Annotated in this window: 21 protein-coding genes, 1 pseudogene and 2 CRISPR repeat arrays; of the genes and pseudogenes, 15 read left to right on the forward strand and 7 right to left on the reverse strand. The window is 66.0% G+C overall.

Annotation, left to right across the window (positions count from 1 at the left end):
- Positions 1-265 precede the first annotated feature (265 nt).
- The 5 genes and pseudogenes from NS6_RS33235 (at position 266) to NS6_RS33255 (ending at position 3,842) form a co-directional block, all read left to right on the forward strand.
- Positions 266-751 (forward strand): hypothetical protein, encoded by a 486-nt coding sequence (locus NS6_RS33235; RefSeq protein WP_245669604.1) that lies wholly within the window; start codon positions 266-268, stop codon positions 749-751.
- Between the two features lie 63 nt (positions 752-814).
- Positions 815-1,249: pseudogene (locus NS6_RS33240) on the forward strand (LpxL/LpxP family acyltransferase); the annotation flags it as partial.
- 229 nt (positions 1,250-1,478) lie between these two features.
- Positions 1,479-1,898 carry a DUF5994 family protein gene (locus tag NS6_RS33245; protein ID WP_084471689.1) on the forward strand — a complete coding sequence of 140 codons (420 nt, stop codon included), beginning with the start codon at positions 1,479-1,481 and terminating at the stop codon, positions 1,896-1,898.
- Positions 1,899-2,266: 368 nt separating this feature from the next.
- Entirely contained in the window at positions 2,267-3,277 is a 1,011-nt protein-coding gene (locus NS6_RS33250) for a glycosyltransferase (RefSeq protein WP_068050277.1), read from the forward strand.
- Positions 3,278-3,392: 115 nt separating this feature from the next.
- The gene (locus NS6_RS33255) at positions 3,393-3,842 is read left to right on the forward strand and encodes a DUF5994 family protein (protein ID WP_068050279.1); all 450 of its coding nucleotides are present in this window, start codon (positions 3,393-3,395) and stop codon (positions 3,840-3,842) included.
- Between the two features lie 197 nt (positions 3,843-4,039).
- Here NS6_RS33255 and NS6_RS35080 read toward each other — a convergent pair whose 3' ends face one another.
- The 7 genes from NS6_RS35080 to NS6_RS33290 form a co-directional block, all read right to left on the reverse strand.
- Positions 4,040-4,204 carry a hypothetical protein gene (locus tag NS6_RS35080; protein ID WP_157113090.1) on the reverse strand — a complete coding sequence of 55 codons (165 nt, stop codon included), beginning with the start codon at positions 4,202-4,204 and terminating at the stop codon, positions 4,040-4,042.
- A 581-nt stretch (positions 4,205-4,785) separates the two neighbouring features.
- Positions 4,786-5,775 carry a hypothetical protein gene (locus NS6_RS33260; protein ID WP_157113092.1) on the reverse strand — a complete coding sequence of 330 codons (990 nt, stop codon included), beginning with the start codon at positions 5,773-5,775 and terminating at the stop codon, positions 4,786-4,788.
- Positions 5,776-6,074: 299 nt separating this feature from the next.
- Positions 6,075-6,401, reverse strand: a complete 327-nt coding sequence (locus NS6_RS33265; protein WP_068050283.1) for a hypothetical protein — start codon at positions 6,399-6,401, stop codon at positions 6,075-6,077.
- Between the two features lie 1,137 nt (positions 6,402-7,538).
- Complete coding sequence (locus NS6_RS34455; RefSeq protein ID WP_168443438.1) at positions 7,539-8,399, reverse strand: nucleoside hydrolase; 861 nt, start codon at positions 8,397-8,399, stop codon at positions 7,539-7,541.
- A gap of 115 nt (positions 8,400-8,514) precedes the next feature.
- Complete coding sequence (locus NS6_RS33280) at positions 8,515-8,994, reverse strand: DUF4254 domain-containing protein (protein ID WP_068050289.1); 480 nt, start codon at positions 8,992-8,994, stop codon at positions 8,515-8,517.
- Positions 8,995-8,999: 5 nt separating this feature from the next.
- A complete protein-coding gene (locus NS6_RS33285) occupies positions 9,000-9,452 on the reverse strand; it encodes a hypothetical protein (protein ID WP_068050291.1) in 453 nt (150 codons plus the stop codon).
- 148 nt (positions 9,453-9,600) lie between these two features.
- Positions 9,601-9,903 carry a hypothetical protein gene (locus NS6_RS33290; RefSeq protein WP_068050293.1) on the reverse strand — a complete coding sequence of 101 codons (303 nt, stop codon included), beginning with the start codon at positions 9,901-9,903 and terminating at the stop codon, positions 9,601-9,603.
- A 155-nt stretch (positions 9,904-10,058) separates the two neighbouring features.
- On the opposite strand from NS6_RS33290, the gene NS6_RS33295 reads away from it, so the two are divergent.
- From NS6_RS33295 to cas2e, 10 genes are all read left to right on the forward strand, one after another.
- On the forward strand, positions 10,059-10,919 hold the full coding sequence (locus NS6_RS33295) for a helix-turn-helix domain-containing protein (RefSeq protein WP_068050294.1): 861 nt from the start codon (positions 10,059-10,061) through the stop codon (positions 10,917-10,919).
- Between the two features lie 2 nt (positions 10,920-10,921).
- Positions 10,922-11,296: a DUF397 domain-containing protein gene (locus NS6_RS33300; RefSeq protein WP_068050296.1), complete on the forward strand. Its 375-nt coding sequence runs from the start codon at positions 10,922-10,924 to the stop codon at positions 11,294-11,296.
- Positions 11,297-11,567: 271 nt separating this feature from the next.
- A CRISPR array of direct repeats spans positions 11,568-13,913; the repeat unit is 28 nt; unit sequence GGACCATCCCCGCGGGTGCGGGGCCGAC.
- Positions 13,914-14,269: 356 nt separating this feature from the next.
- Entirely contained in the window at positions 14,270-17,101 is a 2,832-nt protein-coding gene (cas3, locus tag NS6_RS33305) for a CRISPR-associated helicase Cas3' (protein WP_210746917.1), read from the forward strand.
- 235 nt (positions 17,102-17,336) lie between these two features.
- Positions 17,337-19,025, forward strand: a complete 1,689-nt coding sequence (gene casA, locus NS6_RS33310) for a type I-E CRISPR-associated protein Cse1/CasA (protein ID WP_168443437.1) — start codon at positions 17,337-17,339, stop codon at positions 19,023-19,025.
- Positions 18,958-19,521, forward strand: coding sequence for a type I-E CRISPR-associated protein Cse2/CasB (casB, locus tag NS6_RS33315; protein ID WP_068050302.1), 564 nt, complete (start codon positions 18,958-18,960; stop codon positions 19,519-19,521). Before casA ends, casB begins: the two co-directional genes overlap by 68 nt.
- 49 nt (positions 19,522-19,570) lie before the next feature.
- Positions 19,571-20,704 (forward strand): type I-E CRISPR-associated protein Cas7/Cse4/CasC, encoded by a 1,134-nt coding sequence (gene cas7e / locus NS6_RS33320; RefSeq protein WP_068050304.1) that lies wholly within the window; start codon positions 19,571-19,573, stop codon positions 20,702-20,704.
- Positions 20,701-21,507, forward strand: a complete 807-nt coding sequence (gene cas5e / locus NS6_RS33325; RefSeq protein ID WP_068050306.1) for a type I-E CRISPR-associated protein Cas5/CasD — start codon at positions 20,701-20,703, stop codon at positions 21,505-21,507. Before cas7e ends, cas5e begins: the two co-directional genes overlap by 4 nt.
- A gap of 11 nt (positions 21,508-21,518) precedes the next feature.
- Positions 21,519-22,304: a type I-E CRISPR-associated protein Cas6/Cse3/CasE gene (gene cas6e / locus NS6_RS33330; protein ID WP_068050323.1), complete on the forward strand. Its 786-nt coding sequence runs from the start codon at positions 21,519-21,521 to the stop codon at positions 22,302-22,304.
- Between the two features lies 1 nt (position 22,305).
- The gene (gene cas1e / locus NS6_RS33335; RefSeq protein WP_068050308.1) at positions 22,306-23,310 is read left to right on the forward strand and encodes a type I-E CRISPR-associated endonuclease Cas1e; all 1,005 of its coding nucleotides are present in this window, start codon (positions 22,306-22,308) and stop codon (positions 23,308-23,310) included.
- A 4-nt stretch (positions 23,311-23,314) separates the two neighbouring features.
- Positions 23,315-23,686, forward strand: coding sequence for a type I-E CRISPR-associated endoribonuclease Cas2e (cas2e, locus tag NS6_RS34460; protein ID WP_084471694.1), 372 nt, complete (start codon positions 23,315-23,317; stop codon positions 23,684-23,686).
- 40 nt (positions 23,687-23,726) lie between these two features.
- Positions 23,727-24,059: a CRISPR direct-repeat array (repeat unit 28 nt; unit sequence GTCGGCCCCGCACCCGCGGGGATGGTCC).
- The last annotated feature ends 33 nt before the right edge of the window (positions 24,060-24,092 follow it).

Raw genomic sequence — 24,092 nt, forward strand, 5'->3', positions numbered from 1 at the left:
CCGGGTCCGCGTGGCGGGCCCTGTTCATCGGCCGGGTGACGACGAGGCCACGGGTCGTCTCGTACGAAAATCCCCCGGCATTTCCCAATCCTACCCGGCGTCCGCGCGGCGGACACCGGGCCGATAGCGGGCCTGCGCCCCGTGCCGACGTTCGAAGCATCGCAGGAAACCTCTCCGTGCGTATCGGCCCGTCGGGCCTGGACACCGTGCATGAACCCGGCGTTGACTGGGGGAGGTACGCGCTACTCCAGGCTTGGGAGGCGTCATGATCATCATCTTTGGGCTCGTCGTTCTGCTCGCCGCGGTGATCATCGCGGTGGCTGGGGTGCTCGGCAACGCCGGGAGCGCTCACATGCTGACCGATAACTTCTCCGTGTTCGGATACCACGTCACCGGATCGACCGGGACATTGTTCCTCTACGGCATCATTGTCGGCGCGGTCGCCGCGGCCGGGCTCGGCGTGCTGCTCGCCGGTGCACGACGGACCTCACGCCGCGGCCGCCTCGCCCGTCGTGAACTGAAGCGAACCCGCGAGACCATCGCAGGGCCGACGATATCCGCACGGTCACGACAACTGCCGACAGCCCTCACACATGGCGGCACCCATTCGGAGGCCATCAGGCCACCGGCACGACCACCGCCCCACGCTGAACAGGACACGCGCTTTTGCGAACACGGCCGGCTCCTGCATGCATCCCGGCGACCGCGGCAAACTAGAACTATGACGTTATCGGCCGACGGTGACCAATGACCATAAAGGACCGAGCCTGGGATCTCGGGTACGCGGCCGGCTGGCAGCTGCTTCGCGCCTTGCCGCCGCTTCGTCCGATTCCGGGAATGCCTCGGTTTCGAGATCATCCCGCTCACCGGCGGCACGGCACCACCGTTCGAACAGCTGACCGCGCGGCTGCGGCAGGGGCGGATTGTGGGGTTGCTCGGTGAACGTGATTTGACCGGTGCGGGGGTACCGGTCACCTTCTTCGGTGAACCGGCCTGTATGCCGTCCGGTCCGGCCCGGCTGGCGATCGACACCGTACCGGTGCACTGCTGGTTCACCATCGACGGCTGGGGTTTCCATGTCGGCGCGCCCATCGACACCACCGGTGGTGTGCAGCCCACCACCCAAGCCCTGGCCGACCGGTTCGCCGCCGGTATCGCCGCGCACCCGGCCGACTGGCACATGCTGCAACCGGTGTGGACCACCGACCATCGCACTCGTGAGCAGGCGCGTAACAACCCACACCACTGATGTGCGCACTCGAACCGGACCGGTTCCCGGTGCTACCGCCGGGCGGGCCGCCCATGGGCGTAGGCTCGACAGTATCCGGCGGTATCGCGTGCGCTGACCAGCCGAGGTTGCGTCGTCACCGGATCCGACAATCCGGCCTCCCACCCGGCCATGACGGGAGCGTCTCATGACGCCGTCACCGATATCCACACTTTCCTCACCACCACGGGGCCCTGTCCCGATCCCTCGATTGCATCTCCATTCGAATCCAGGCGACTACATCGACGCCACTTGGTGGCCACGAACGAGCAACCTCGCCACCGAGCTCCCCGACCTGATCACCGCACTCCAGCTACGGACAGGGCCGATATCGCACGTGGTCTACGACCCGACTGCCTGGGACCCCACCGGCCGGCACCTACTCATGGTCGACCGCGCCATACAACTCGACCCGTACCCGTTCGAGCTGTTCGACACCATGTACGTGTACGGAACCAGCAGCGTGATCGTGCTGCAGGTCATCCACCCGAGCACCGAGACCGACCCGGCGCCCACAGCGACCGGTGCACCCATACCCACCCGAATTCCAGCACCGCAAACGGCGAACCAGAATCACCAACCCCGACCCGTCACCGAGCACGCAGCGATGGGCGCCGCCGCCGATCGGTGACCCCCGCCGACGCGGCACCCGCAACGGCTTTGGAGCGAAAGTTTCACGGACGCTGTGACTCCGGGCCCGACGACGTCCAGGGCAGTGCACCCGCGGGATCGGTTCGCCGACGAAACTTGCGCTCGACACTGCACGCGATGGCGCGGCGCCCGACAGCTGTCCCAGGGACACCAGGAACTCGTCACCGTGAGCCCCGGCACCTCGACGGCGCCGAACGGCCCTGCAGCGCTGACGACCTCGGTGGTATGTATCGGACTACGAAGAAAGGTAAACAATGTGCAGGTTCGAGCCCACAGCCGGCCGATTACCGCGTCGAAGCCCCGTAGCGGCAGGTCACCGTCAGCGAAAAGCGAAGTGACCACATGCCCATGAGTACGCAGGCCATCTCCTACGCACATCTGTTCCGGCTCAGTGACGACCGGGGGATCTTCGAACACGCACGGCTCACCGAGCCTCGTATCGACGGCGGGTACTGTGTCGACGACGTCGCACGCGGCCTCGTCGTCGCCGTCCGCGAACCCGAGCCTTCTCCTGAATTGTTCGACCTCACCACGGTGTATTTCGACTTCCTGATCGACGCGCTCACCCCGGACGGACGGTGCCACAATCGACGTGGGTCGGACGGGCATTGGCAGGACGAACCGAGCCTCGATGATCATTGGGGTCGCGCGCTGTGGGCGCTCGGTGCCGTGGTCGCGCACCGGCCCGACCTGGAGGAGACCGCGCTGGCGTGCTTCATGGTCGCTGCCCGGCCGCGGGCCCGGTCGGCCCGTGCGATGGCATTCGGTGCCTTGGGTGCGGCCGAGGTCTTACGGGTGTATCCGGGGAATCGTTGTGCTCGTGAATTCTCGAGCGATACTGCGACGGTGATCGGTCCCCCGACGCGCCGGTCCGATTGGCGGTGGCCCGAGCCGCGGCTGCAGTACGCCAACGCTGTGCTGGCCGAGGCGTTGCTCGCTGTCGGCTCGATACCCGGCAAGGAACGCATCCTGGCCGATGGATTGGCGATGCTGCGCTGGCTGCTCGCGACCGAGACGGCCGGTGATCACCTTTCCGTGACCCCGGTTGACGGCTGGGCGATCGGGGAACCCCGGCCGGGCTTCGATCAGCAGCCCGTCGAGGTCGCGTGCCTGGCCGACGCCTGCGCCCGCGCCTACGACGCGACCGGCGACCGGCACTGGAAGGATGCGGTCATGCTGTGCGAAGCCTGGTTCCGCGGCAGCAACGATATCGGCGTCCCCCTGCTCGACCCGGACAGCTTCGGCTGTTCCGACGGGCTCGAAGCCACCGGCCGCAATGAAAACCAGGGCGCGGAGTCGACGCTGGCACTGATTTCCACTCAGCAGCAGGCTCGGCGCCTGGCGCGGGAACCGTTGTAGGAAGAGGCGACTCGGCACGCCTTTCAGTCGGTCGATTCGACGCTCGGACAACCATCGGTTCCCGAACCGAATCACCGTAGTCGGCCTGACCGCGGACGAGACAGGAGTACAGAATATGACGTCACGATCGAACCGGATCAAGGCTTATCGGCAGGACTGGTCCGCCTGGCAGGTGCGGCTCGAATTGGGTCCCGTCGGCATCGGAAATCCCGATGGCTTCTGGTGGCCGCACAGTCGTGACCTCGTCACGGAGCTCGCGGGTCTGTTGCCGGTTCTGCGGCCCGGGTTCGGCCCGGCTCGTCGCGTGGCCTTTCGCCGGGACGAGTGGACCACCGCACCGCGGGGCATGATCAGCGGCGGGCTGCGGACTCTGCTCGACGGATACCGGCATATGCCCGCGCGTACGGTCGACGTCATCGGTGTCGGCGCCACTCTGACCCTCCGGCTCATCACCCCGGTGGCCGGCGCCGCAACGAATACGGCACAGCACCGCTCGATCCGAGATGACAGGGCGGGACCCGAAATCGGCGCGTGGCTCCGAGACCGGCACCGGCGAAGCCGCTGATGAGGCCGTAAAATGCGGAAGCCGGGGCGCTTCGCACGAGCTTGTGGTCCCGTCGCACCCCGGCGAGGTCCTACAGTCAACGGCGGTGGCCAGGGTGTGTAGATCGCATGCCGCGGGCTTCGGTCGCGGCGATTGGTCGGTTGGTGACTGGATCTGGGCTATGCGTGGGTGGTGCGGCCGTCTTGGTGGGCCGCGTGTCATCGGGCGATTTCACGGAAGGCGTTGGCCTGTTGCTGCGTGAGGGCCTCGCCCTCGGCTCCGTCGACGAAGGTGAGCTGGAAGTCTGGTTCCGGTTGGCTGGTTCGCCGTGGCTGCCGATCGGCACGGTGCGGCTCGACCGGTGTGCTTTGATCGTGCGGCATGTCGTGAGTATCTCGCTTCGGCCGGCCTGCGGGGTCCGGACGCTCCGAGCTGGGCCGGCTCAGCTCGCGTTCTTGGCGAGAAGCGGAGTGGCCGTGGGGCTTTGGCTCGGTCAGTGTGTTGACCTGCGGTGTCAGCTGTCAGCAACCCCGAGGGCGCGAACCTGCGACGCATAACCTGCGGTTTTCTGAGCGCCCGCGATATTTGTTGTTATGGGGACCGCGTTGACCTGCGCGAACGCGTTGCAGATTTGTGCCCTCGGCGGGGCACGTCGAACATGGGAACGGGGATGACCTGCGGTTTTCGGGTGGTCGACTGGTAGTCGAAGCGGATTTTGCGCTGGGCTGATCGAGCGATGCCGTATTCAGCGTGTGGCCATCGTCGGTGACTACTTGAGTTTGACGTCACGTCGCCTTGCTGGTCGTATGCTGTCGCCCACCTCCGGTCGGTGGGGTGCGGTTCGCGATCCCCACCGTCGACCGTGGCGGCTATATCGAAACCTGGCAGTGGTGTCCCGCGCATGTCCTGACCCGGAATGCCGACACGACGCCCTGACTCTCAGGGTCCCGGTTGCTCGTTGCTGTCAGTCGCGCCGTTGGGGTGGGCGTCGGCGAAGGATCGGACTGAGCGCGCTCGTCGGTTCGGGTAGCTCCCGAGCCGACGGGCCCATGTCTACGGCGGGATGTGGGGGTTTCTCCGGGAGTTCGATCTGGTCGAGATCCACCACGCCCACCAGGTCGGGCGCTGATTCCTCGACAACGGCGTCGACGATCTCATCGGTCCGGTTACGGCTGGCGGCGTGGCTGTGTTTGTCGTCGGCAGGGTCGCCGCCGAACAGCCGGCCGGGGACCCGCCGCACGATCCGGGTCAGCACCGGCCCTTTCCGGATCAGTCGGGACTCGACCGCCACGCGGGCGTTCTCGGCTTCGTCGCGGTTGCCGTGCAAGGAGACGTGCAGGATCTCGCCGAACTCGCCCGCGGCGACCAGCACGCACTGCGCGGTGGGGTCTTCGGCGCGGGCCAGGCCGGCGCGGAGGGCGAGTGCGCCATTCGGGGTGCAACCGAGCCGGTCGGCGATCTCGGCGTAGGAGGAACTCAGCCCGAGTTCCACGATGCGGTCGGCGATATCGGCCTCGCTCACCCGAAGCGCCGCCGACAACTCGCTCATCCCAGCACCCTGGACCTGTCCGCGGCGCAACCATCCCCACCGGCCCGGGGCGGGCGCGGCGGACCAGACGCCGCGCACGTAGGTGTCGGCGGTCTCATCCCAATAGGGCAGCTGTCCCCCGGCGTGTTTGCGGCGAGCCACACTTTCCCAGTCGTAGTCCGGCTCGATCGCGATCCGGTCTTCGAGCCGCTGCCACGACCGGCGCCGCCGCGGCCCGCGCTCACCGTCGGTTTTCTCGATGAGGTAATCGGCGCGGCCCCGAACCGCCGATACGGTGCGCCCCACAGTCCGCGCGATCTGTTCCCACGTGTCCCCGCGCTGCAAACCCTCGATGATGTTCCGGTACTCGTACGCGGTCCACCGCGCTCCGTGCATCGGCCAAAGCAAGCCATTGTCGATGTCCACCCTGGTGCCCTCCTGCCTCGATCACTCAACACCTTCAGCCAGGATAGAAATCGCCACCGACAATCCAGTGCGGTTCAGATTGACAGCAACACAAGAACGTTCGGGATCGGCACGCCGGATCCGAACCGGGACCGGGCCGCGATATCGAACAGTGTCAGCCTTTCCGGAGCCGCCAGAGCGCGCTTCTCGTTGTGTCTCCGCGCAGCTCAGGTCGGGGCCATGCCCTCGGCGATCGCACCCGTTTTCCTTGGCGATGTCGGCGCGATCGTGTGGATCGCGCCGCTGGCAGCATCGTTCGTTCAAGCTCGCCGCGGCCTTCCGCGGCGAGTGGTGGGTTTTTTCGTGTCCGGGTAGGTGAGGTGGGCGGCAATGAATGCGTAGTCGGCGTGGTGGTCCACCCAGAATCGGTCGGGTTCGAAGGGGTCCTGCTGTGCGAGGAAGAAGAGCCAGCTGCGGGCTTCGGACCCGGCGGACTCGCGGGCTTCGCGTCTGGCCGCGGTGATCTCGCGACGCAGGGCCGCACGAAGTGTCGTTCCCCATGCCGACCAGTCGATGACCACACGGTACGGACGCGCTATTCGCGCCCGGTTGTCCGGGTCTCGGTCGCCGGCATACAGCGATATCACCGCGGTGTCGGCCGAGTATTCGGGCGGACTTTCTCCAGGCCACCTCGGAGTAGAAGATCCGCTGGTGGGGGTAGTCGGTGATGGCGTAGAGATCGAGTCGCTTGAATGCGTACTGGTAGTGCTGGGCGTCCACGCCGGGGAGATCGATACGCAGGACGGTGCGGCTGTTCGGGTAACGGATGAACATGCGGCAGAAGGGGCGAATGGTGGAGGCGGCGGCTTCCCGTAGGCCGGGTTTGCCTTCGCTGGTGGTCGAGCTTGTTCTGCTCTGGCTGGATTGCCGTTCGGGATCTCGCGGAGCATGAGGATCGACTTGCTCACGGCGTTCGGCGCGAACAAGTTGGTAGGGCACGCTCACCCCACCGCCCAGACGTTCGGTGCGCGCGGGTCCGAGTGGACCGGAACTTCCCACCAGAACCGAGTCCCCGGCGATCTGACAGTCAGGTAGATGCGGCTGCTGTCTTCCTGCTCGAAAATATGGTGTGACGTGCTTGGATGTCAATGCCGCCGCAGTAACCGGGCAGCCGCAGCCGACGCATTCATAGGGACCGCTCGTTGCCTCGGTGCGGTAGCTCAGCTCGATCGCGTCCGCGATGACCCGCCGACCGACATCCCACGCCTGATCCATCCCGACCCCTTCACCGCACCGACCGTATAGGCACCTCCCTTCCATAGTGCCTCGGCCGGCGCGAATCGTGCTGCGCGCTAACGCGTTCAGAGGTCTACATCGGAGTGCAGGGTCTCAACTTCGTGACATCACACGGAGCTGTCTCCAAGGGAGACCAGGATCCAGCGGACTGGCAGTCGCTGGTGATGGGCACCGCTGGAGCTACACGGCGATGTGGGGCGCGGTGCAATCGGCGCGGGACCTCCCTCTTCAGCAGGCAGCAGCGGCACCGTCGCGCATCAGGGGGTAATGCAGGTCAACGGTGCCGCTGCTCATCGCAGCCAAAGCTGCGGAGTCGACCGGCCAAAGGGGGTCGACCGGCCTGAGATCAAGGCTAGCACCGGTTCTCGCCGCTATCACGTCAACGCTTCTCCTCATGTTTCCCTGAAGCGCGCGCCGAGAATTCGATCAAGCGGGTATACCGCTGATCGAGTCCACATGGTAGTCCTCTGCCAAGAGACCAGGAGCGGTTATATGCGTATCGCGTCGTGCATCCAGGTCCGGGCCGCGGCGCAGTCGATAGCGCTCGATACTTGTATCGGCCGCCCGTGGGGTGTGCGGGAGAGACGCCCATCAGGGTGTATTCCGATTCGTTCGGTATGGAAGGCAACGAACGGAAGCCCGAGAGCGGCACTGAGAGACAACGGGTCCCGCAGCCAGGCCGTGCGTTCGCGGGCCAACCATGCCCGCAGGTGCATCGCCAGCAGGGTTGCCCACCTCGGCGCATTGGGCTGTTCGAGCATCTCGAGCAGCGGGGAGTTGGCAGTCATCTGGAGGGCGTCATGGTCGGTGTGGTCGACCAGCAGTAGACGCGGGTTGTGTAGTGCCCGCAGGGCCAGCCCGGCAGATGTGGGATCGACACGGAAATTCTCCGAGACGGCGGTCCTGCCGGGGTGGCGGTCGACCACCCCGCCCAGCTGGGTGACCTTTACCCGGTCGGCGATCTCGGGCAGGCGGGAGATGATAGCGGTCAGATTGGACATCGGGCCTAACCCCACCCATTGGATCGGGCCAGTGGTGGTCTCACAGAGTTCGACAATAGCGGCGATCATGCGGTCGAGACCGCGGATGCGTTCGAGGAAATCCTCGCCATGTTCTGGGAACGGGTGGTCGGTGTCGAGGAGGAAGCGATCTTCGCCACCCAGATAGAAGCCCGGGATGACCGCAACGTCGACGCGGTCGAGCAGGTTCAGCGCGTGGCGGGCCAGCTGCGCACGGCGGCCACGGGTTTCGTCGGCGGTGACCACGACCAGATTCGGCACCACCCGCGCAGCGGCCACCAATGCCACGAGACCTCCTGGCTGCCACCCGATATCGGTATCAAGAATCACCAACTCATCGGCTGTTCCGACGGGTGGTGACAACTGGTGGCCGGATGGGGATAGGCCGGGGAGGGAAATGTCGGTGCTCCTTCCAATGCGGGGCGAGTGGAGCTGCCCAGGGTGATTACGGTCGGGCTGTGCAGGGCAAGCGTCGGGACCGGTGTGCGACCGCGGCCGTCAGATCGGTGTAGTCGTCGACCAATTCCGCGAGGCGATACCACGCAGCGTGCACGATCGGGTCGGACGGTTCGGCGTTCATCAGCAGGTGAAACGCCTGGACCTGCTGAACGGCGAGCCGATCGATCACGGTGGCCAATGTTTCGGAGTGCAGGGTCGCCTCCGGGTGCGGGGGTGGGACATGGTCGACCACCCAGAGATCTGTCTGGCGCGACAACTCGGCGCGGCATGGGCATACCGGGCGGGCTGGGCCGTGGAGATGCTGCTGCTGGTGTAGTTGCCCGAACTGATAGGCGATCGAGGTGAGTGGGTGGGGGCCGACGTGATGGCCCCGGATGGCTGATAGCAGTGCTTCTCCGGTGGGGAACAACGATTCCGACGGATCGGTGAGACGGGCAGGCCGCAGGGTGCGAGTGCTGGTGCGCATCTCGGTTACCGCCGCTCGGTCAGGAGTTGGCGGCGGGTCGTTGCGAGCACGGTGGACCGGGAGGGTAGGGCTTGGGCGGTGGTCGGGGGCCAGATCCAGCACCAGGTGAGGGGCTGGTCGGACATCGGCAGCCACACCTGCTGCCCGGCCGTCAACACCCGCACCCCCGCGCTGCGCAGCGCCGTACCGGCGGCCTCACCGAGCGCGCCGCCCGATCCGGAACCGACAACGAACACCCAGTCGCGACGTGGCCGATGATAGGTCAGCACCGACGCCGTGATTCCGTGGTCGTGCTCGAGTTCCTGCCGGACCACGGTGCCCAAATCCGGTGGCATCACCACCGCACCCAGCGATCTGGAAGCGGTCACCGCGACCCGGCCGAACTTGCACGAAACCGGAAATCCCATACCGCGATAGACGTGCGCCACCTCGAACGGGGAGTGACAGTTCTCGAACATCACTCCGCCCTCCGATGACGCCCGCCGGTAACCACCATGAAGCGAGGCCCCGGTACCGGCCGCACCGAGGCCACCACACGACGTCCGCGAGCCGCGCCCGCGCTGAACACCACGATCGGGCTCACCACCGACCATGCCCGCCGCGCGATCACCGCGACACCCCCGCCCAGGCAAGCGCACGCGCAGCAAACCCTTGCTTGAGGGGCGCCGACCACAGGCACTCCCGCGCTGCCATGCCCATGATCTCCAGCACGGTCAGTCCCAACAGCCCGGCGTGTGCCCGCAGCGCCGTTATGTCTTCGAGGGCGAGCAGGGCTGCTTCCGCTTGGGCGCGTGACAGCGTCCGGCCGGGCAGATAACTCACCACCCATCCGTCGTTACCGGTTGATCTGGCGTGGTGTTTCGTGTGGTCGCTCAGCATTAACGAGTTGTCGATGACACGCACGGTCATGACCGCCTCCTGCCTCGATCGAGTGGCTCCGTTTGGGCCGCTGATTCTTGACGTGACGAATCGATTTAAGCGTAAATAGAATGATAACGCTACGGTTGCGGTGAAGTTCATGCGGTATCTTTTCCGCAGGTACCCGGCAGCTGGGAAAGGACGACATGCGCGACGAACGCTTCGACCCGTCGGCGTTGCGTTTTCTGGTCGGACACGACCTGCGCTCAGCCCGCGAACTGGCACGGGTCAAGCAGGCCGAGGCCGCCAAACACATCGGCTGCACGCCGGCGAAGCTCAGCTATATGGAAAGCGGCAAGACCCAGCAGGCGCCCGACGAAGTCGCTGCACTCCTGCGCTACTACGGCGTCAAGGTCGAAGACGTCGACCGAACCGTCACTCTGGCCGGACGCGCGGACCACGGCACCTGGTGGGCGCCCTTCGGCGAGGTACTACCGGACTGGTTCAAAACCTTCGTCGGTTTGGAGGGCCTGGCGACCCAGCAATTCGAGTACGCCGACAAGGTGCTACCAGGACAAATGCAAACACCGGACTATGCCACCGCGCTGCTCGGCGACAGCCTCCACATCCCGGCCATGGACTTGGCGCAATCGGTCCGCGCGCGGATGGCCCGGCAACGCCTGTCCGGAACCGACAACCCGCTCCAGCTCAGCGCCGTCGTCGAGGAGGCGGCGCTGGACCGCCCCGTGGGCGGCCCGCGCGTTATGCGTGAGCAACTGGAACACCTGCTCACATTGATGGACCAGGACAATGTCCGGTTCCAGGTGATCCCGACTCAAGTGGCGGTGCACGACGGGCTCCCCGGCTCGTTCATCGTCCTCAACTTCGCCGAAGCCCGCGGCATCGCCTACGTCGAATACCACACCGGCGCCCTCTACCTCCAGGATCACCCGCAAGTAGACTTGTACACACTGGCCGCCGACAGGCTCCGCCAGAAGGCGTACACAACCGAGGACACCGCGGCAGCCATCGAGCACCGGATCTCGCAGTTCAAGAACATGGAGTAACAATGACCACCCAGATCCGCCGAGGCTGGCGGAAAAGCTCGTTCAGCAACAACGGGGGCGCCTCGTGCGTCGAGGTCAACTTCATCGGCGACCACGTGCTCCTGCGCGACAGCAAATATCTTCGAAACCCGGACAACGACCCGACAACCCAACCGCAGATCTCGATCCCTGCCGATCTGTGGACGGTATTCTGCGATCACTCGACCGACCCGACTACGCAAGCCACCGCGGGCATGCCTACGATCGACCGTCGAAACGACGGCTGGATTACCGTGAGTTGCCGCGACACCGGTGTGACGCTGGTCTTCACCCCTGGTGAATGGGCCGCATTCATCGCTGGAATCCAAGCGGAAGAATTCAGCCTCGTCGTTGCATAACGGTAAGCCGCCGGTGTAGGGCCTCGAAACTTGAGACGGAATCTCAGAATGTGTGGCGGTGAGGTGGCGGATTCGCCGTGGTACTGAGACTTCGTATCCTGCGCTGGCAGTTGGCAGGCTCTGCCGGGGGCGGTGATCCCCTACTCCGACTTCTCGTCGGGATATGCTGGCCTAAGACCGACTGCTCGCGACGTCGCGACAACAAAGGTAGGAGAGTCGTCGAAGAACGTGTCCCCTGCCAGCACGACACGGTGACATAACATTGGTCTCCCAACCATCCCCGCGGGTGCGGGGCCGACAACCTGGCACCCAAAGCACCGGTCCGGTGTCGAGGACCATCCCCGCGGGTGCGGGGCCGACTCAGCCGACGAGGGCGAGAATATCTATCAGTGCGGACCATCCCCGCGGGTGCGGGGCCGACGCGTTCGTTGCCGCAGTGGAGGGGCAAGCGGCAGGACCATCCCCGCGGGTGCGGGGCCGACGCGCCCAGCACCGACTTCTCGGCGTATTCGTCGGGACCATCCCCGCGGGTGCGGGGCCGACTTGGTCAGCAGTTGCCCCAGCAGCGTCGGTGGGGGACCATCCCCGCGGGTGCGGGGCCGACACCGCCGGAGTCGATCGGTGGCAATATCGACTCGGACCATCCCCGCGGGTGCGGGGCCGACCCACCGAGGGGCGATCGTCGTCAAGTCCGGAAAGGACCATCCCCGCGGGTGCGGGGCCGACCAAACGATAAGCCGACAGAAGCGTGAGTCGCTAGGACCATCCCCGCGGGTGCGGGGCCGACCTTGCTCGCGACCGAGCCGACACCAGCGATCGAGGACCATCCCCGCGGGTGCGGGGCCGACCCAAGATGAACGCCAATGCCGCCGACCATGTGAGGACCATCCCCGCGGGTGCGGGGCCGACCCGAGACCCAGACCGCCAGCGACCACCTGCCGCGGACCATCCCCGCGGGTGCGGGGCCGACTCCAGTTCACGTCCGGCGTCGAGGATCGTCTGCGGACCATCCCCGCGGGTGCGGGGCCGACTTCGTAAAGGTCCTCGACGGCTTCCACGGTGTCGGACCATCCCCGCGGGTGCGGGGCCGACACGGTCCCCTGAGAGGAAACGGACCCGAGACGCGGACCATCCCCGCGGGTGCGGGGCCGACCCACCGAGCCTTCAAGATCTGTTCGCGTAGTTCGGACCATCCCCGCGGGTGCGGGGCCGACAGAGTCATGCAGTGTTTGCGTTGTTTGCCTCACGGACCATCCCCGCGGGTGCGGGGCCGACGCGACCCGGGCCAACCTGTTCGACCGCTGGTGCGGACCATCCCCGCGGGTGCGGGGCCGACCCTGGTCGGCATCTTCGACGACGTCGTGATCGAGGACCATCCCCGCGGGTGCGGGGCCGACCGCGGCATGCGGAGTCGTGCTCCCAGCCCGGAAGGACCATCCCCGCGGGTGCGGGGCCGACCTGGTCACCGACGACGAAGCCCGGCTCATCGCCGGACCATCCCCGCGGGTGCGGGGCCGACGACGCGATGTGGGTCCCTGCCCACCACTATGAGGGACCATCCCCGCGGGTGCGGGGCCGACACCGGTGAAATACGCCCACAGCCGCTCGAACCGGGACCATCCCCGCGGGTGCGGGGCCGACCTCGGTGGGGGACTCGGTCTCGGCGTCATGACCGGACCATCCCCGCGGGTGCGGGGCCGACAGCCGCCAGCCCGTCAAAGTCCTCGCGCAGATCGGACCATCCCCGCGGGTGCGGGGCCGACCTAGCTACGTACAAGGTCGCAGTAGAAAAGCAGGGACCATCCCCGCGGGTGCGGGGCCGACTTTCTGGGAAGACACCGAACCGTACGACAGGGAGGACCATCCCCGCGGGTGCGGGGCCGACGACACATCAATAATCGAGTTGTCGTGAAGACCAGGGCCATCCCCGCGGGTGCGGGGCCGACCACCGAGACCGCGCACTCGCTGATCAGCAGCGAGGACCATCCCCGCGGGTGCGGGGCCGACTCCACCAGGCGGGCGTGGCTGATCGCGTCCGGGGGACCATCCCCGCGGGTGCGGGGCCGACCAACCACGGCACCAGACGATACTCCCAGACGTAGGACCATCCCCGCGGGTGCGGGGCCGACGGCGGCGTCGGCAAGACCGCGACGACCCTCGGCGGACCATCCCCGCGGGTGCGGGGCCGACCCTGCGTGACCGCTCCGAGTTGATCGGGCCTCAGGACCATCCCCGCGGGTGCGGGGCCGACCCCGCGCTGGTGGTTCTGTTCCTACTGATGCTGGGACCATCCCCGCGGGTGCGGGGCCGACAGGGGTTAAAGACCCGTTCAATAACCCGATTGAGGACCATCCCCGCGGGTGCGGGGCCGACGCGCGAAACTTTGGCCTCGGCGGCCAGTGCGGGGGACCATCCCCGCGGGTGCGGGGCCGACCAGCGGGCGGCTCGACCTCGGCACTGTGCATGAGGACCATCCCCGCGGGTGCGGGGCCGACCGAAGCTACTTCGTCGGTTCCGACTGCTCAGGAGGACCATCCCCGCGGGTGCGGGGCCGACCGCGTACCGCAGCGCGTTCGACACTGCCAAAGCGGACCATCCCCGCGGGTGCGGGGCCGACACTTCCTGACCTCGTCTTATGTGCGCAGTGTGGCGGATTTTCATTCACTTCGCCTGGACGGGATCTATGTGTCTGAACACGTGGCCGAGGCTACTCTCAGCCATGTTTCCCGGCCATCGGGTGAGCGGTGTCGCGCAACGCCTTCAAGGGAGACAACCTTCACAAAGAGGCGCTCGATAGTGGGTGACGCTATCGGGCGGGTTGCTGGCGCCTCGACCATGAGGCCAGGGATTCGCACTCGGCGGTGGTTTCCCGGCTGGAGTTCTGTGGCTTTGTAGGTTCGCTGGTGCGGCAGCTGACGGCTCTGGTGGCTCAGCGGGGCGGTTCCGGGGCTATTTCTGTCGGTGGGGCTTTTTATGGTGGGCGCCATGACGATTGACGGGGATGCGAGATCGACTGGGTGGGAGGACTTGTCGGGTCCGCAGAGGGCCTGGTTGGGGGCGTTGTGGGGGAAGTCTGCTGGTCGTGCCGGTGGCACGGCGAATCTGTTGTTATCGCACATGCTGGATACGGCGGCTGTCGCGGAGTTGATCTGGGACAAGTACTTGGCGGATTCGGTGCGTCGTCAGGTGGCTGTGGTTGCTGGTGGAAGTGATGCGGGGCGGCGGTTGTTCGTGTGGCTTTGCGGTGTTCACGATCTGGGCAAGGCGACTCCTGTGTTTCAAGCTGTTGATCGCGATGGCGCGGCGGCGGTGCGTGGTGTTGGGCTGAGCTGGGATGATCGCGCGGTCAAGGCGCGGCGGTGGCGGCACGAGAAGGTCGGCGCGAGGATTCTGAAGGACCTGGCTCAGGAGGCGGGGTGGAGTGGAGAGCATCGGGATTGGGTGTGGCCGTTGGTGGCTGGGCACCATGGGCAGTTTCCGTCGCTCGGTGATCTAGGGCCTGGCAGGCGACATGAACCTGGCCTGCGGGGTACGGGTGATTGGCCGAAGGCGCAGCTAGCGTTGCTTGCCGCATATACCAGGGCACTGGGTTATGGGGAGCTTCGGGATGTGGAGCCGCGGGTCGTGCCGTCGCGGGCGCTGCAGTTGCAGCTGAGTGGGTTCATTGTGATGGCCGACTGGATTGCGAGTGGTGATCACTTCCCGGGCATCGATCGCCTGGACGAGGTCAGTATCGACAAGGGGCGTTCGAGGGCAGTGGCGGCCTGGGCGCAGCTCGGTCTGGCACGTGGGTGGGGCCGGATTTCCGAGCCGTCGGCCGCTGATTTCAAGGAGCGGTTCGATGTGTCGCCGCGACCGTCGCAGCGCGTGGCGATCGAGTGCGCGGCGCGGATGGCGCGTCCCGGGCTGATGATCGTGGAGGCGCCGATGGGGGAGGGTAAGACGCGGACGGCGTTGGTGTGTGCGGAGGTGCTGGCGTCGCGGTTCGGGTTCGACGGAGTCTTTGTGGGGATGCCCACGCAGGCGACGAGCGATCCGATGTTCACGCAGGTGCGTGCATGGGTGGAGGCCGTGGCTCCGGATGCTGCCGGTGGGGTGGCATTGCTGCACGGAAAGCGTCGCTTCAACTCCGAATGGCAGCGGCTAGTCGAGTCCGCCGAGGATGCTGATGCGGGGTTTGTGAGTGTGGGTGAGGATGAGTTCGGGCTCGATGATCCTTACGGGAGTTCGGAGTTCGACCCGTGTACGTGCGAGCGGCCGGTGCGTACCGTGCCGGCGGAGTGGTTTCTCGGAGCGAAGCGAGGGTTGTTGGCGCCGTTCGTGGTCGGCACGATCGATCAGTTGCTGCTGGCGGCGACCCGGACCAAGCATGTGATGTTGCGAATGGCGGGACTGGCGGGCAAGGTCGTCATCCTCGACGAAGTGCATGCGGCCGATGTGTACATGTCAGAGTTCCTCATGGAGGGGTTGCGCTGGCTCGGCCAGGCCGGGGTACCGGTCATCCTGCTGTCGGCGACACTGCCACCGCAGCAACGCGAACAGCTGCTCAGCGCTTACCTCGCCGGAGCCCGCAGCAGCGAAGAGCTCGAGCCGGTAACCGTCGAGGCGGAACCGGGCTACCCGTGCGTGACCACGGCGTGGGTGGACACCGACGGCAGCCCGGTGGTCGAGCAAGTCGCTGCACCGGCCTGGCGGGCAGAATCGCTGCGAGTCAACGTCGAGGTGGTCGGGGAAGGGTCGTCGATTGCCGAGCTGCTGACCGATCGGCTGGCAGGAGGCGGCTGCGTGCTGATCATCCGCAACACCGTCGATCGTGCACAGAAGACTTACACAGAGTTGAAGGGGATCTTCGGTTCGGCAGTGGAGTTACTGCACGCGCGGATGCACGTCTGTCGACGCGCGGTGGTGACCGAGACCTGTCTCGATCGCCTGGGACCGAAAAAGGACGGGGTGCAACGACCTTTGACGATCGTGGTCGCCACCCAGATCGCGGAGCAGTCGTTCGACGTGGACGCTGACCTGCTGATCACCGATCTGGCGCCGATGGACTTGTTGCTTCAGCGGATCGGGCGTATGCACCGCCATGACGGAGTCCGCCGCCCGTCGGGCCTGCGTGAGCCGACCGTGGTGATAACGGGCTTCGCTCCTCGCGGGGAAGGCCCGCCGAGCATCGACGATGCCAGCGAAGCGATCTACGGGCGCTACCCACTGCTGCGAAGCGCTGCAGCGACTCTGCACGCCGACGGCGATCACTGGAAGGTCCCCGCTCAGGTCCCCGAACTGGTGGCCGCTGCCTACGATCCGCAGGTGGCGGCTCCCGAGGCATGGGCAGACGAGGTCGCCGATGCGTTGCGGACGTGGACGGCCGATCAACGGAAGCGGGCCGACACGGCAGCCCAGTTTGTGCTGACCCGGCTCGGTGAGCACGAGTACCCGACGTTGGAAGGCCTGCATCGCGGGGAGTATGTCAAGGACGACGACGTTCGCGTGCGTGACGGTGAGGAATCGATCGAGGTGATCCTCGTGCGCGGGGACACCCGCGGTTATCGCGCCGAAAACGGGCGCCGGCTGGGGCCGAACGGTGAGGTTCCCGCCGAGGTGCTCGATGACGTCCTAGGTGGCACCCTCCGGTTACCGATGCGGCTTGCCCGGTCGGGGCTCGAGTCGCTGAGACCGCTGGACGGTTGGCGGGATCATCCGTGGCTGCGCTACAGCCGTGCACTCATTCTCGATCGTGACAGCCGAGGAGCGGTGGGGGAGGCCCGGGTTCGCTACGACGAAGAACTCGGCTTGGTCGTCGAGTGACGTGGTGGGCACCGGAGGTACGCCACCACGCCACTCCCCGCGACTGCGGGGCCGACGGAGGGTCCAAACACTGTCCTGGACCATGCCCGCTGAAACATACCGGCAGGTTTCACCTCAGTTTCGCATACAGCCGAACCGGTGACCGAAGTACTCTGCCGCTAAGGATTTAAACAATGTCCCTTATTGAATGGATGAGAGCGTGGATGAATGCGACTTGATTCGGACAATTCCACTGTTGCACTGCAGGTTCGACAACGGTTCCGTCAAGGCTCTTCCGGTGTGGCAGGCGTTGACGGACAGTCACCGGATCGTCGGCATCGACGTCGAGGTGCCGACGATGCTGCCGGCCATCCTGCGCCAGCTCTTACTGCCGATCACGATGCACGCGCTCGGGTCGCCGTCCTCCCGGGAGGAGTGGGGTCAGCGCTTCAAGCAAGGCCGGTTCGCGACCGCCGAGATCGACGCACTCGATACATATCTGGCTGAACACGGTGATCGGTTCGATGTCCTGCACCCGGTGCACCCCTTCGGACAAGTGGCCGGCCTGCGGACGAAGAAGGGCGAGACCAAGGGTTCGGCGTTGCTGGTGGCCACGGCGCCTTCGGGCAACAACGTCCCGTTGTTTGCGACCCGCACCGAGGCCGACGTCCTACGGTTGCCGCTGGATGCGGCGGTGCGGTGGATGCTGCATGCGCAGTGCTGGGATACCGCGGCGATCAAGACCGGCGTCGTCGGTGACCTGAATGCCGAGAAGACGGGCAAGACCTCGGGTAATCCGACGGGCCCGTTGGGGCAGCTGGGTGTGGTGATGCCGGTCGGGCGAACCCTGTACGAGACTTTACTGTTGAACTCGCCGATCGGTGTGCAGAGGCGGCTGGGTCTCCCGCACTGGGCGAGGGATCACCTCGGTCCGCAGTGGGAGGTCCGCGCACCGGAGGGCTTGCTGGATCTGTGGACTTGGCAGTCGCGACGGATTCGGCTGATTCCCGAGGGCACTGACCACGGTGTCGTGGTCGAACGGGTGGTCTTGTCTGCCGGTGACCGGTTCAGTGTCGGTGTGCCGGTGTGGGAAACCCATACTGCGTGGCGGAAGGACAAGCCCAATACACGGTCCGGCGCTACACGGTCCGGTGCCGCGGCGCTGCGTCCCTTGCGGCATACGGCAGGCAAGGCGGCATGGCGTGGACTGGATGCGCTGCTGGCTCTGGAGAAAGAGAATGGCGCGGCGCAGACCAGTGAGCTGATCGACCAGATAGCAGGTTTGGATGCCGAGGGCGTCATCGACGTCGACTATCCGCTGCGGCTGGAGACCTTCGCCATTGTGTACGGCAACCAGTCCGCGGTGATCGAGGAACTGATCCACGACGTCGTGCCCCTGCCCGTGGCGTCCCTGCGAGGCACCGGACCGGCCTATGACGTGGTCGTGGACGCCGCGACGCAAGCCGAACAGCTGGTCAACGCGATCAACCACCTCTCCGCCGATCTGCGCCGCGCCGTGGGCGCCGATCCGATCCCGTGGAACAAGGGCATTCGGCCGGGAGAGCAGCTACTCGCCGCGCTCGACCCGCTGGTCCGACGTCTCCTGGCAGGCGTATCGGCCGATTCCGGTGACGAGGACAAACTCACCCGAGGACGCGAAGCATGGGAGCTGATGGCCTTCGACGCCGTTCATCGCTGCGCTACACCACTGTTCGCGCTGCCCTCCGCCGCTTTCCACGGCCGCAGCGAGAAATCGGGCAGCAAGGAACATCACTACAAGCTCGGCCTGGCGGCGAACTCGTTCCATGTCTCGGTGAACAACATCCTCAGCCGAGCCGCTGCACTGCGCAAACGATCGAACGAAAAGGAACAGACCTATGGCTCAACGGTATTGGAACAGATTCATCCGCGAGGGCACCGAGAAACAGGAGTTACCGCCGGGTGAAGACCTCGCCGCGTTGCGGTCCGGTCTTGGGCGTGAAGCGTTGACGGTTCCCAAGCTGTGGCCGTTCTACACCATCACACCCGACGAAAACGCAAACCTGGAACGGTTCGGGGACGTAACGGCCGGCCAGCGTGCCGAACATGCCGCGTTGACGTTGTTCGGGGTCCATCAGCAGTCCCAGAAGATTCTGATGCACATCCCTGATGTCGGCCTCGGCTCCGCGCTCCGAGCGTTGCGTGGTCACGACAAGTACAGCGTCGATGCTGTAGATCGCCGCGTCTCGGCGATGGTGAGCTCCACCTCGGTGTCGACGCTGACCTACCAGTTGCGCGGGCTGGTTACCCAGCTCCGCGATATCAAGCAAGCACTGGACTACAACCGGCTCCTGCGCGACCTCGAAGACTGGCACTGGCCCGACCGACGGCAGCGCGTCCGCACCGCCTGGGCGCAGGGATATCAACGGTGGGAAAAACCCGCCGACACCACCACCAGCTGACCTAAACACCTCAGCCGCACACCGACTCACGCCAAAGGACAGACCTCACATGACCGAGCACGTACGCATCGACCTGCACATACTGCAAACCGTCCCGCCGGCCAACCTCAACCGCGACGACCAAGGAAACCCGAAAGAAGCCATATACGGCGGCGTCCGCCGCTCCCGCGTGTCTTCGCAAGCCTGGAAGCGGGCAGCGCGGATGCGATTCGAAGAACGCGTCCCCAAGGACGACCTCGGGACCCGCACCCGCAAAGTAGCCGCCGAACTGGCCAAACGCCTGGAGAAACGTACCAATCTCGACTCGCAGAATGCGGGCCGCCTGGGGACCGCTGTCCTGGCCCCGGTGGGCATCACGGCGGGGAAGAAAGCAGGCAACACCGCTTACCTGCTGTTCGTCGGTAATCGTCAGCTCGACGCGGTGATCGATCTCGTCGCAGGTCGAGCAGAAGAACTCGCCGCCCTGGACGACGACGCGCTCGCGAAGGCGATGAAGGAGCTTCCGGTCGCCGACCAGTTCACCCAGAACCACCCCATGGACGTCGCACTGTTCGGGCGCATGGTCGCCGATATTCCCTCCCTCAACGTCGACGCTGCAGCTCAGGTCGCACACGCACTCTCCACTCATGCAGTCGAAGCCGAATTCGACTACTACACCGCCGTCGACGACGCGAACGAAAACGACGCCGACCCCGCCGCCGGCATGATTGGCTCGATCGGCTTCAACTCCGCCACCCTCTACCGATACGCCAGCATCGGACTCGACCAGTTGTGCCACAACCTCGGCGAAACAGACGCGGTGCTCAAGGCGATCGACATATTCGTCGACAGCTTCGCCCGCTCGATGCCCACCGGCTACGGCAACTCCTTCGCCCACCGCACCCTGCCCTCCCTGGTCGCAGTCGCAGTACGGGAGGACCAGCCGGTCAACCTCGTCTCCGCCTTCGAGAAACCGATCTCCGCACCCCAAGGCGGAATCGCCGAACGCTCCGCCCTCGCGCTGGCCGCCGAGCAGCGGCGCAGCATCGAAATGTGGGGCGACAAGCCCGCTCATGCCGCGTTCGCGCACGCTTTCGGCCCCGAAACCGAAAAAGACCTGGAGACCGCGTTCGGCGCTGCAGTTACCGTCACCGAACTCCGCCAGGGCCTGCTCGAGCAACTGCGGGGATACCTCCCCCGATGACCACACCCACCGACACCTCCGTTCTGCTGCTCCGCCTGGCCGGACCACTACAATCCTGGGGCGAGAACAGCAAATTCAACCGCCGCGAAACCCGCACCGAGCCCACCAAATCCGGAGTAATCGGGCTCCTCGCCGCCGCTCTCGGCCTGGAGCGCGGCGCCGACCTGAACGCCCTCACCGAACTCGACATCGGGGTCCGCACCGACCAGCCCGGCACCTTGCTCCGCGACTTCCACACCGTCTCCGACTACCGTGGCCAACCACTGAAACAAAGCGGAGTCAACGCGAAAGGGAGCCAAAAACCCACCACACCAGCGAAGTACACCCACGTCACGCAGCGCTACTACCTGCAAGACGCCGTGTTCTTGGTAGGACTGGCCGGGATCTCCGAGACCATCAAAGAACTCGCTGCAGCGATGAAGCGACCGGTGTTCCCGCCGGCGCTCGGCCGACGAAGCTGCGTGCCCACCCAACCAATCCTGGCCGGCACCCCGGATACGGAACTGATGGTGGCCTTGTCCTCTCACCCTTGGCAGGCCAGCGAAGCCGCCCGTCGCGATTACCTACGTGGCACCGAACCAGCATTCGTGCATCTGCCGGTCACCATCGACGACCCCGCCGGGGACGGCACCCGCCAGGACGTGCCCGTGTCCTTCGGCCTCCACGACCGGCAATACCAACAGCGCCGGGTCCGCCACACAACCGTGCAAATCCCGACCGGCTTCCCCGAGCCCGACGCCGAGAACGCCGGAAGCGGTACACCGCCGGTCGGCCATGACCCGTTCTCCCTCCTGAACTGGTGAAAGACACCCCCATGACCTATCTCTCACGCATCCGCATCAACCCTCTGCGCGCGCAGAGCCGGAAACTGCTGGCCAACCCCCGCGCCATGCGCAGCGCCGTCCTGCACGGCGTCCCGGGGGACCCCATCAGCGAACGCATCCTGTGGCGGCTCGACACCGACAACCCCCACCGGCCGTGGCTTTACGCGCTGACCCCCACCAAACCCGACTGGTCTCACCTGGTCGAGAACGCAGGCTGGCCAGAGGCCGACGGCGAACACGTCAACATCGCCGACTACCGACCCCTGCTCGCGAAACTCGACACCGGCCACCACTACGCCTTCCGCCTCACCGCCAGCCCGGTCCAGAACACCAAAACCCCACTCAAACGCACAGCAGCCCAAATCGCCCGCGCCGAAACCGAAGCGGACAAGCCCGAACTCGAACGCGGCCGCCCCAGATCGCTGCGGCTCGGACACCGCACAGCTGCGATGCAACTGACCTGGTTCCTGGACCGGACACCCAAGTGGGGCTTCCGCATCCCCGCCACCGAAATCGAACCCCAAATACCCGGAATCGAAATCGACGATCCCTCACCCGAAGTCCTCATCAGTGGGCGCCAACGACTGAGCTTCGGGCACCCGGACCGGAACAACGGCACGCGCAACTCCCAGGTCACCATCCACACCGCCACCTTCGAAGGCCATCTGGAGATCGTCGACCCGCAACGATTCACCGCCACTCTCCTCGCGGGGATCGGGCCCTCCAAGGCATACGGATGCGGGCTGCTCACCCTCGCACCGATACCAGCAACCTGACATGGCCGACATCTGGTGGAAAGCACATCCCCACGATCTGCACCGACTCCAAGACCGGATCTCCACCGTCTACGTCGAACGATCCCATGTCGACCGCGACGAGAACGCCGTCGTGGTCATCAACAAGAAAGAAACCGTCCGCATCCCGGCAGCTCTGGTCGCGGCCATGCTGCTGGGACCCGGCACCCGAATCACACACGCCGCAGCGGCACTCCTCGCCGATTCCGGCACCACCATCTGCTGGATCGGACAACAAGGAGTCCGCATGTACGCCGCGGGGATCGGGCCTTCCCGCGGCGCTGGACTCCTGATGCAACAGGCTTACCTGGTAACCCGGCCCAAAGAACGGCTGAAGGTCGCCCGCGCCATGTACTCGATGCGGTTCCCCGGCGAAGACGTCAGCGAACTGACCATGCAACAGCTCCGTGGACGCGAAGGAACTCGCGTCCGCCGCATCTACCGCGAACACGCCTCACGAACCGGCATCGCCTGGCAAGGCCGCAAGTACATCGCCGGCGACGCTCACGCCGCCGGAGACGACCTCAACCGTGTCCTCTCGGCCGCGAACGCCGCCCTGTACGGCATCTCCCACGCCGTCATCACCGGACTCGGCGCCAGCCCCGGCCTAGGATTCGTCCACACCGGATCAGCCATGTCGTTCGTCCTCGACATCGCCGACCTCTACAAGGCCGAATACACCATCCCCCTCGCTTTCGACCTCGTTGCCGACGAACTCACCGAAGAACGCGACGCCCGATTGGGGCTTCGCGACCTCATCGCCGAACGACGGCTGCTCCCACGAATCGTCCACGACGTCCGAATGCTGCTCGCCGCCGACGGAGCCGAGGACGATCCCGCCGGGCCTCAATTGTGGGACGACAAGGTCGGCACCGTCGACGGCGGCACCAATTGGGCCGACAAAGAAGCCGACCTCATTCAACCCGGCTTCGGCGAGCAACAGGTCACCATCATCGGCCCCGAACTCGAAACCCCGGCCGAATGGTGAGCCGATGACGGTCATCGTCCTTATCGCCGTCGCCCCGGGCCTGCGCGGCCACCTCACTCGATGGATGATCGAAGTGAACGCTGGCGTCTTCGTCGGCAAACCCAGCCGACGAGTACGAGAACGCCTCTGGGAACTCCTCGCCGACCGAGTCCGCGACGGGCAAGCCGTAATGATCGAACCCGCCAACAACGAACAAGGATGGGCCGTCCGCACTGCCGGCCGCGACCGCTGGAGACCCGTCGACTTCGACGGGCTACTCCTCTCAGCCCGCCCGAGAACACCAACCTCACCCACGCAGACCGACACCCCACAAGACTCACCCAGGCCGCGCAGCCGAGGCAACAGCACAGAGCAAAGCTTCGACCGAAGTGAATGAAAAAGTCACCACGGACGAATAAACATGCAGGTCAATAAGTGTCGGCCCCGCACCCGCGGGGATGGTCCGTCGTATCGGCGACCATCGACACCTTCGACGTGGTCGGCCCCGCACCCGCGGGGATGGTCCCCGGTGGTCCGGCCGCGGATCCGGGGCAGGAGAGTCGGCCCCGCACCCGCGGGGATGGTCCACCAGTTCCCGCAGCGCGGTTTCGGCGTCCCGGGTCGGCCCCGCACCCGCGGGGATGGTCCGTGTTCCGCGACCAGATGGGAGCCAACCAGGAGGTCGGCCCCGCACCCGCGGGGATGGTCCCTTCCGGATCACACCCTTCAGCCATTCCCAGGTGTCGGCCCCGCACCCGCGGGGATGGTCCGTGCTGCGTCGATCTCGGCGCCGCACTCCTGGA

The organism is Nocardia speluncae NBRC 108251 (assembly GCF_001613245.1).
Classification (GTDB): Bacteria; Actinomycetota; Actinomycetes; order Mycobacteriales; family Mycobacteriaceae; genus Nocardia; species Nocardia speluncae.

What these genes read in the sequence shown, in the direction of transcription:
- NS6_RS33255 (WP_068050279.1), top strand. Translation starts at nt 3,393, where the DNA reads ATGACGTCACGATCGAACCGGATCAAGGCTTATCGGCAGGACTGGTCC.
- NS6_RS33280 (WP_068050289.1), bottom strand. Translation starts at nt 8,994, where the DNA reads ATGCGCACCAGCACTCGCACCCTGCGGCCTGCCCGTCTCACCGATCCG.
- cas2e (WP_084471694.1), top strand. Translation starts at nt 23,315, where the DNA reads ATGACGGTCATCGTCCTTATCGCCGTCGCCCCGGGCCTGCGCGGCCAC.
- NS6_RS33290 (WP_068050293.1), bottom strand. Translation starts at nt 9,903, where the DNA reads ATGACCGTGCGTGTCATCGACAACTCGTTAATGCTGAGCGACCACACG.
- cas1e (WP_068050308.1), top strand. Translation starts at nt 22,306, where the DNA reads ATGGCCGACATCTGGTGGAAAGCACATCCCCACGATCTGCACCGACTC.
- cas7e (WP_068050304.1), top strand. Translation starts at nt 19,571, where the DNA reads ATGACCGAGCACGTACGCATCGACCTGCACATACTGCAAACCGTCCCG.
- cas3 (WP_210746917.1), top strand. Translation starts at nt 14,270, where the DNA reads ATGGTGGGCGCCATGACGATTGACGGGGATGCGAGATCGACTGGGTGG.
- NS6_RS33295 (WP_068050294.1), top strand. Translation starts at nt 10,059, where the DNA reads ATGCGCGACGAACGCTTCGACCCGTCGGCGTTGCGTTTTCTGGTCGGA.
- NS6_RS33285 (WP_068050291.1), bottom strand. Translation starts at nt 9,452, where the DNA reads ATGTTCGAGAACTGTCACTCCCCGTTCGAGGTGGCGCACGTCTATCGC.
- casB (WP_068050302.1), top strand. Translation starts at nt 18,958, where the DNA reads ATGGCTCAACGGTATTGGAACAGATTCATCCGCGAGGGCACCGAGAAA.
- NS6_RS33250 (WP_068050277.1), top strand. Translation starts at nt 2,267, where the DNA reads ATGAGTACGCAGGCCATCTCCTACGCACATCTGTTCCGGCTCAGTGAC.
- NS6_RS33300 (WP_068050296.1), top strand. Translation starts at nt 10,922, where the DNA reads ATGACCACCCAGATCCGCCGAGGCTGGCGGAAAAGCTCGTTCAGCAAC.
- NS6_RS35080 (WP_157113090.1), bottom strand. Translation starts at nt 4,204, where the DNA reads ATGCCGCACGATCAAAGCACACCGGTCGAGCCGCACCGTGCCGATCGG.
- NS6_RS33235 (WP_245669604.1), top strand. Translation starts at nt 266, where the DNA reads ATGATCATCATCTTTGGGCTCGTCGTTCTGCTCGCCGCGGTGATCATC.
- cas6e (WP_068050323.1), top strand. Translation starts at nt 21,519, where the DNA reads ATGACCTATCTCTCACGCATCCGCATCAACCCTCTGCGCGCGCAGAGC.
- cas5e (WP_068050306.1), top strand. Translation starts at nt 20,701, where the DNA reads ATGACCACACCCACCGACACCTCCGTTCTGCTGCTCCGCCTGGCCGGA.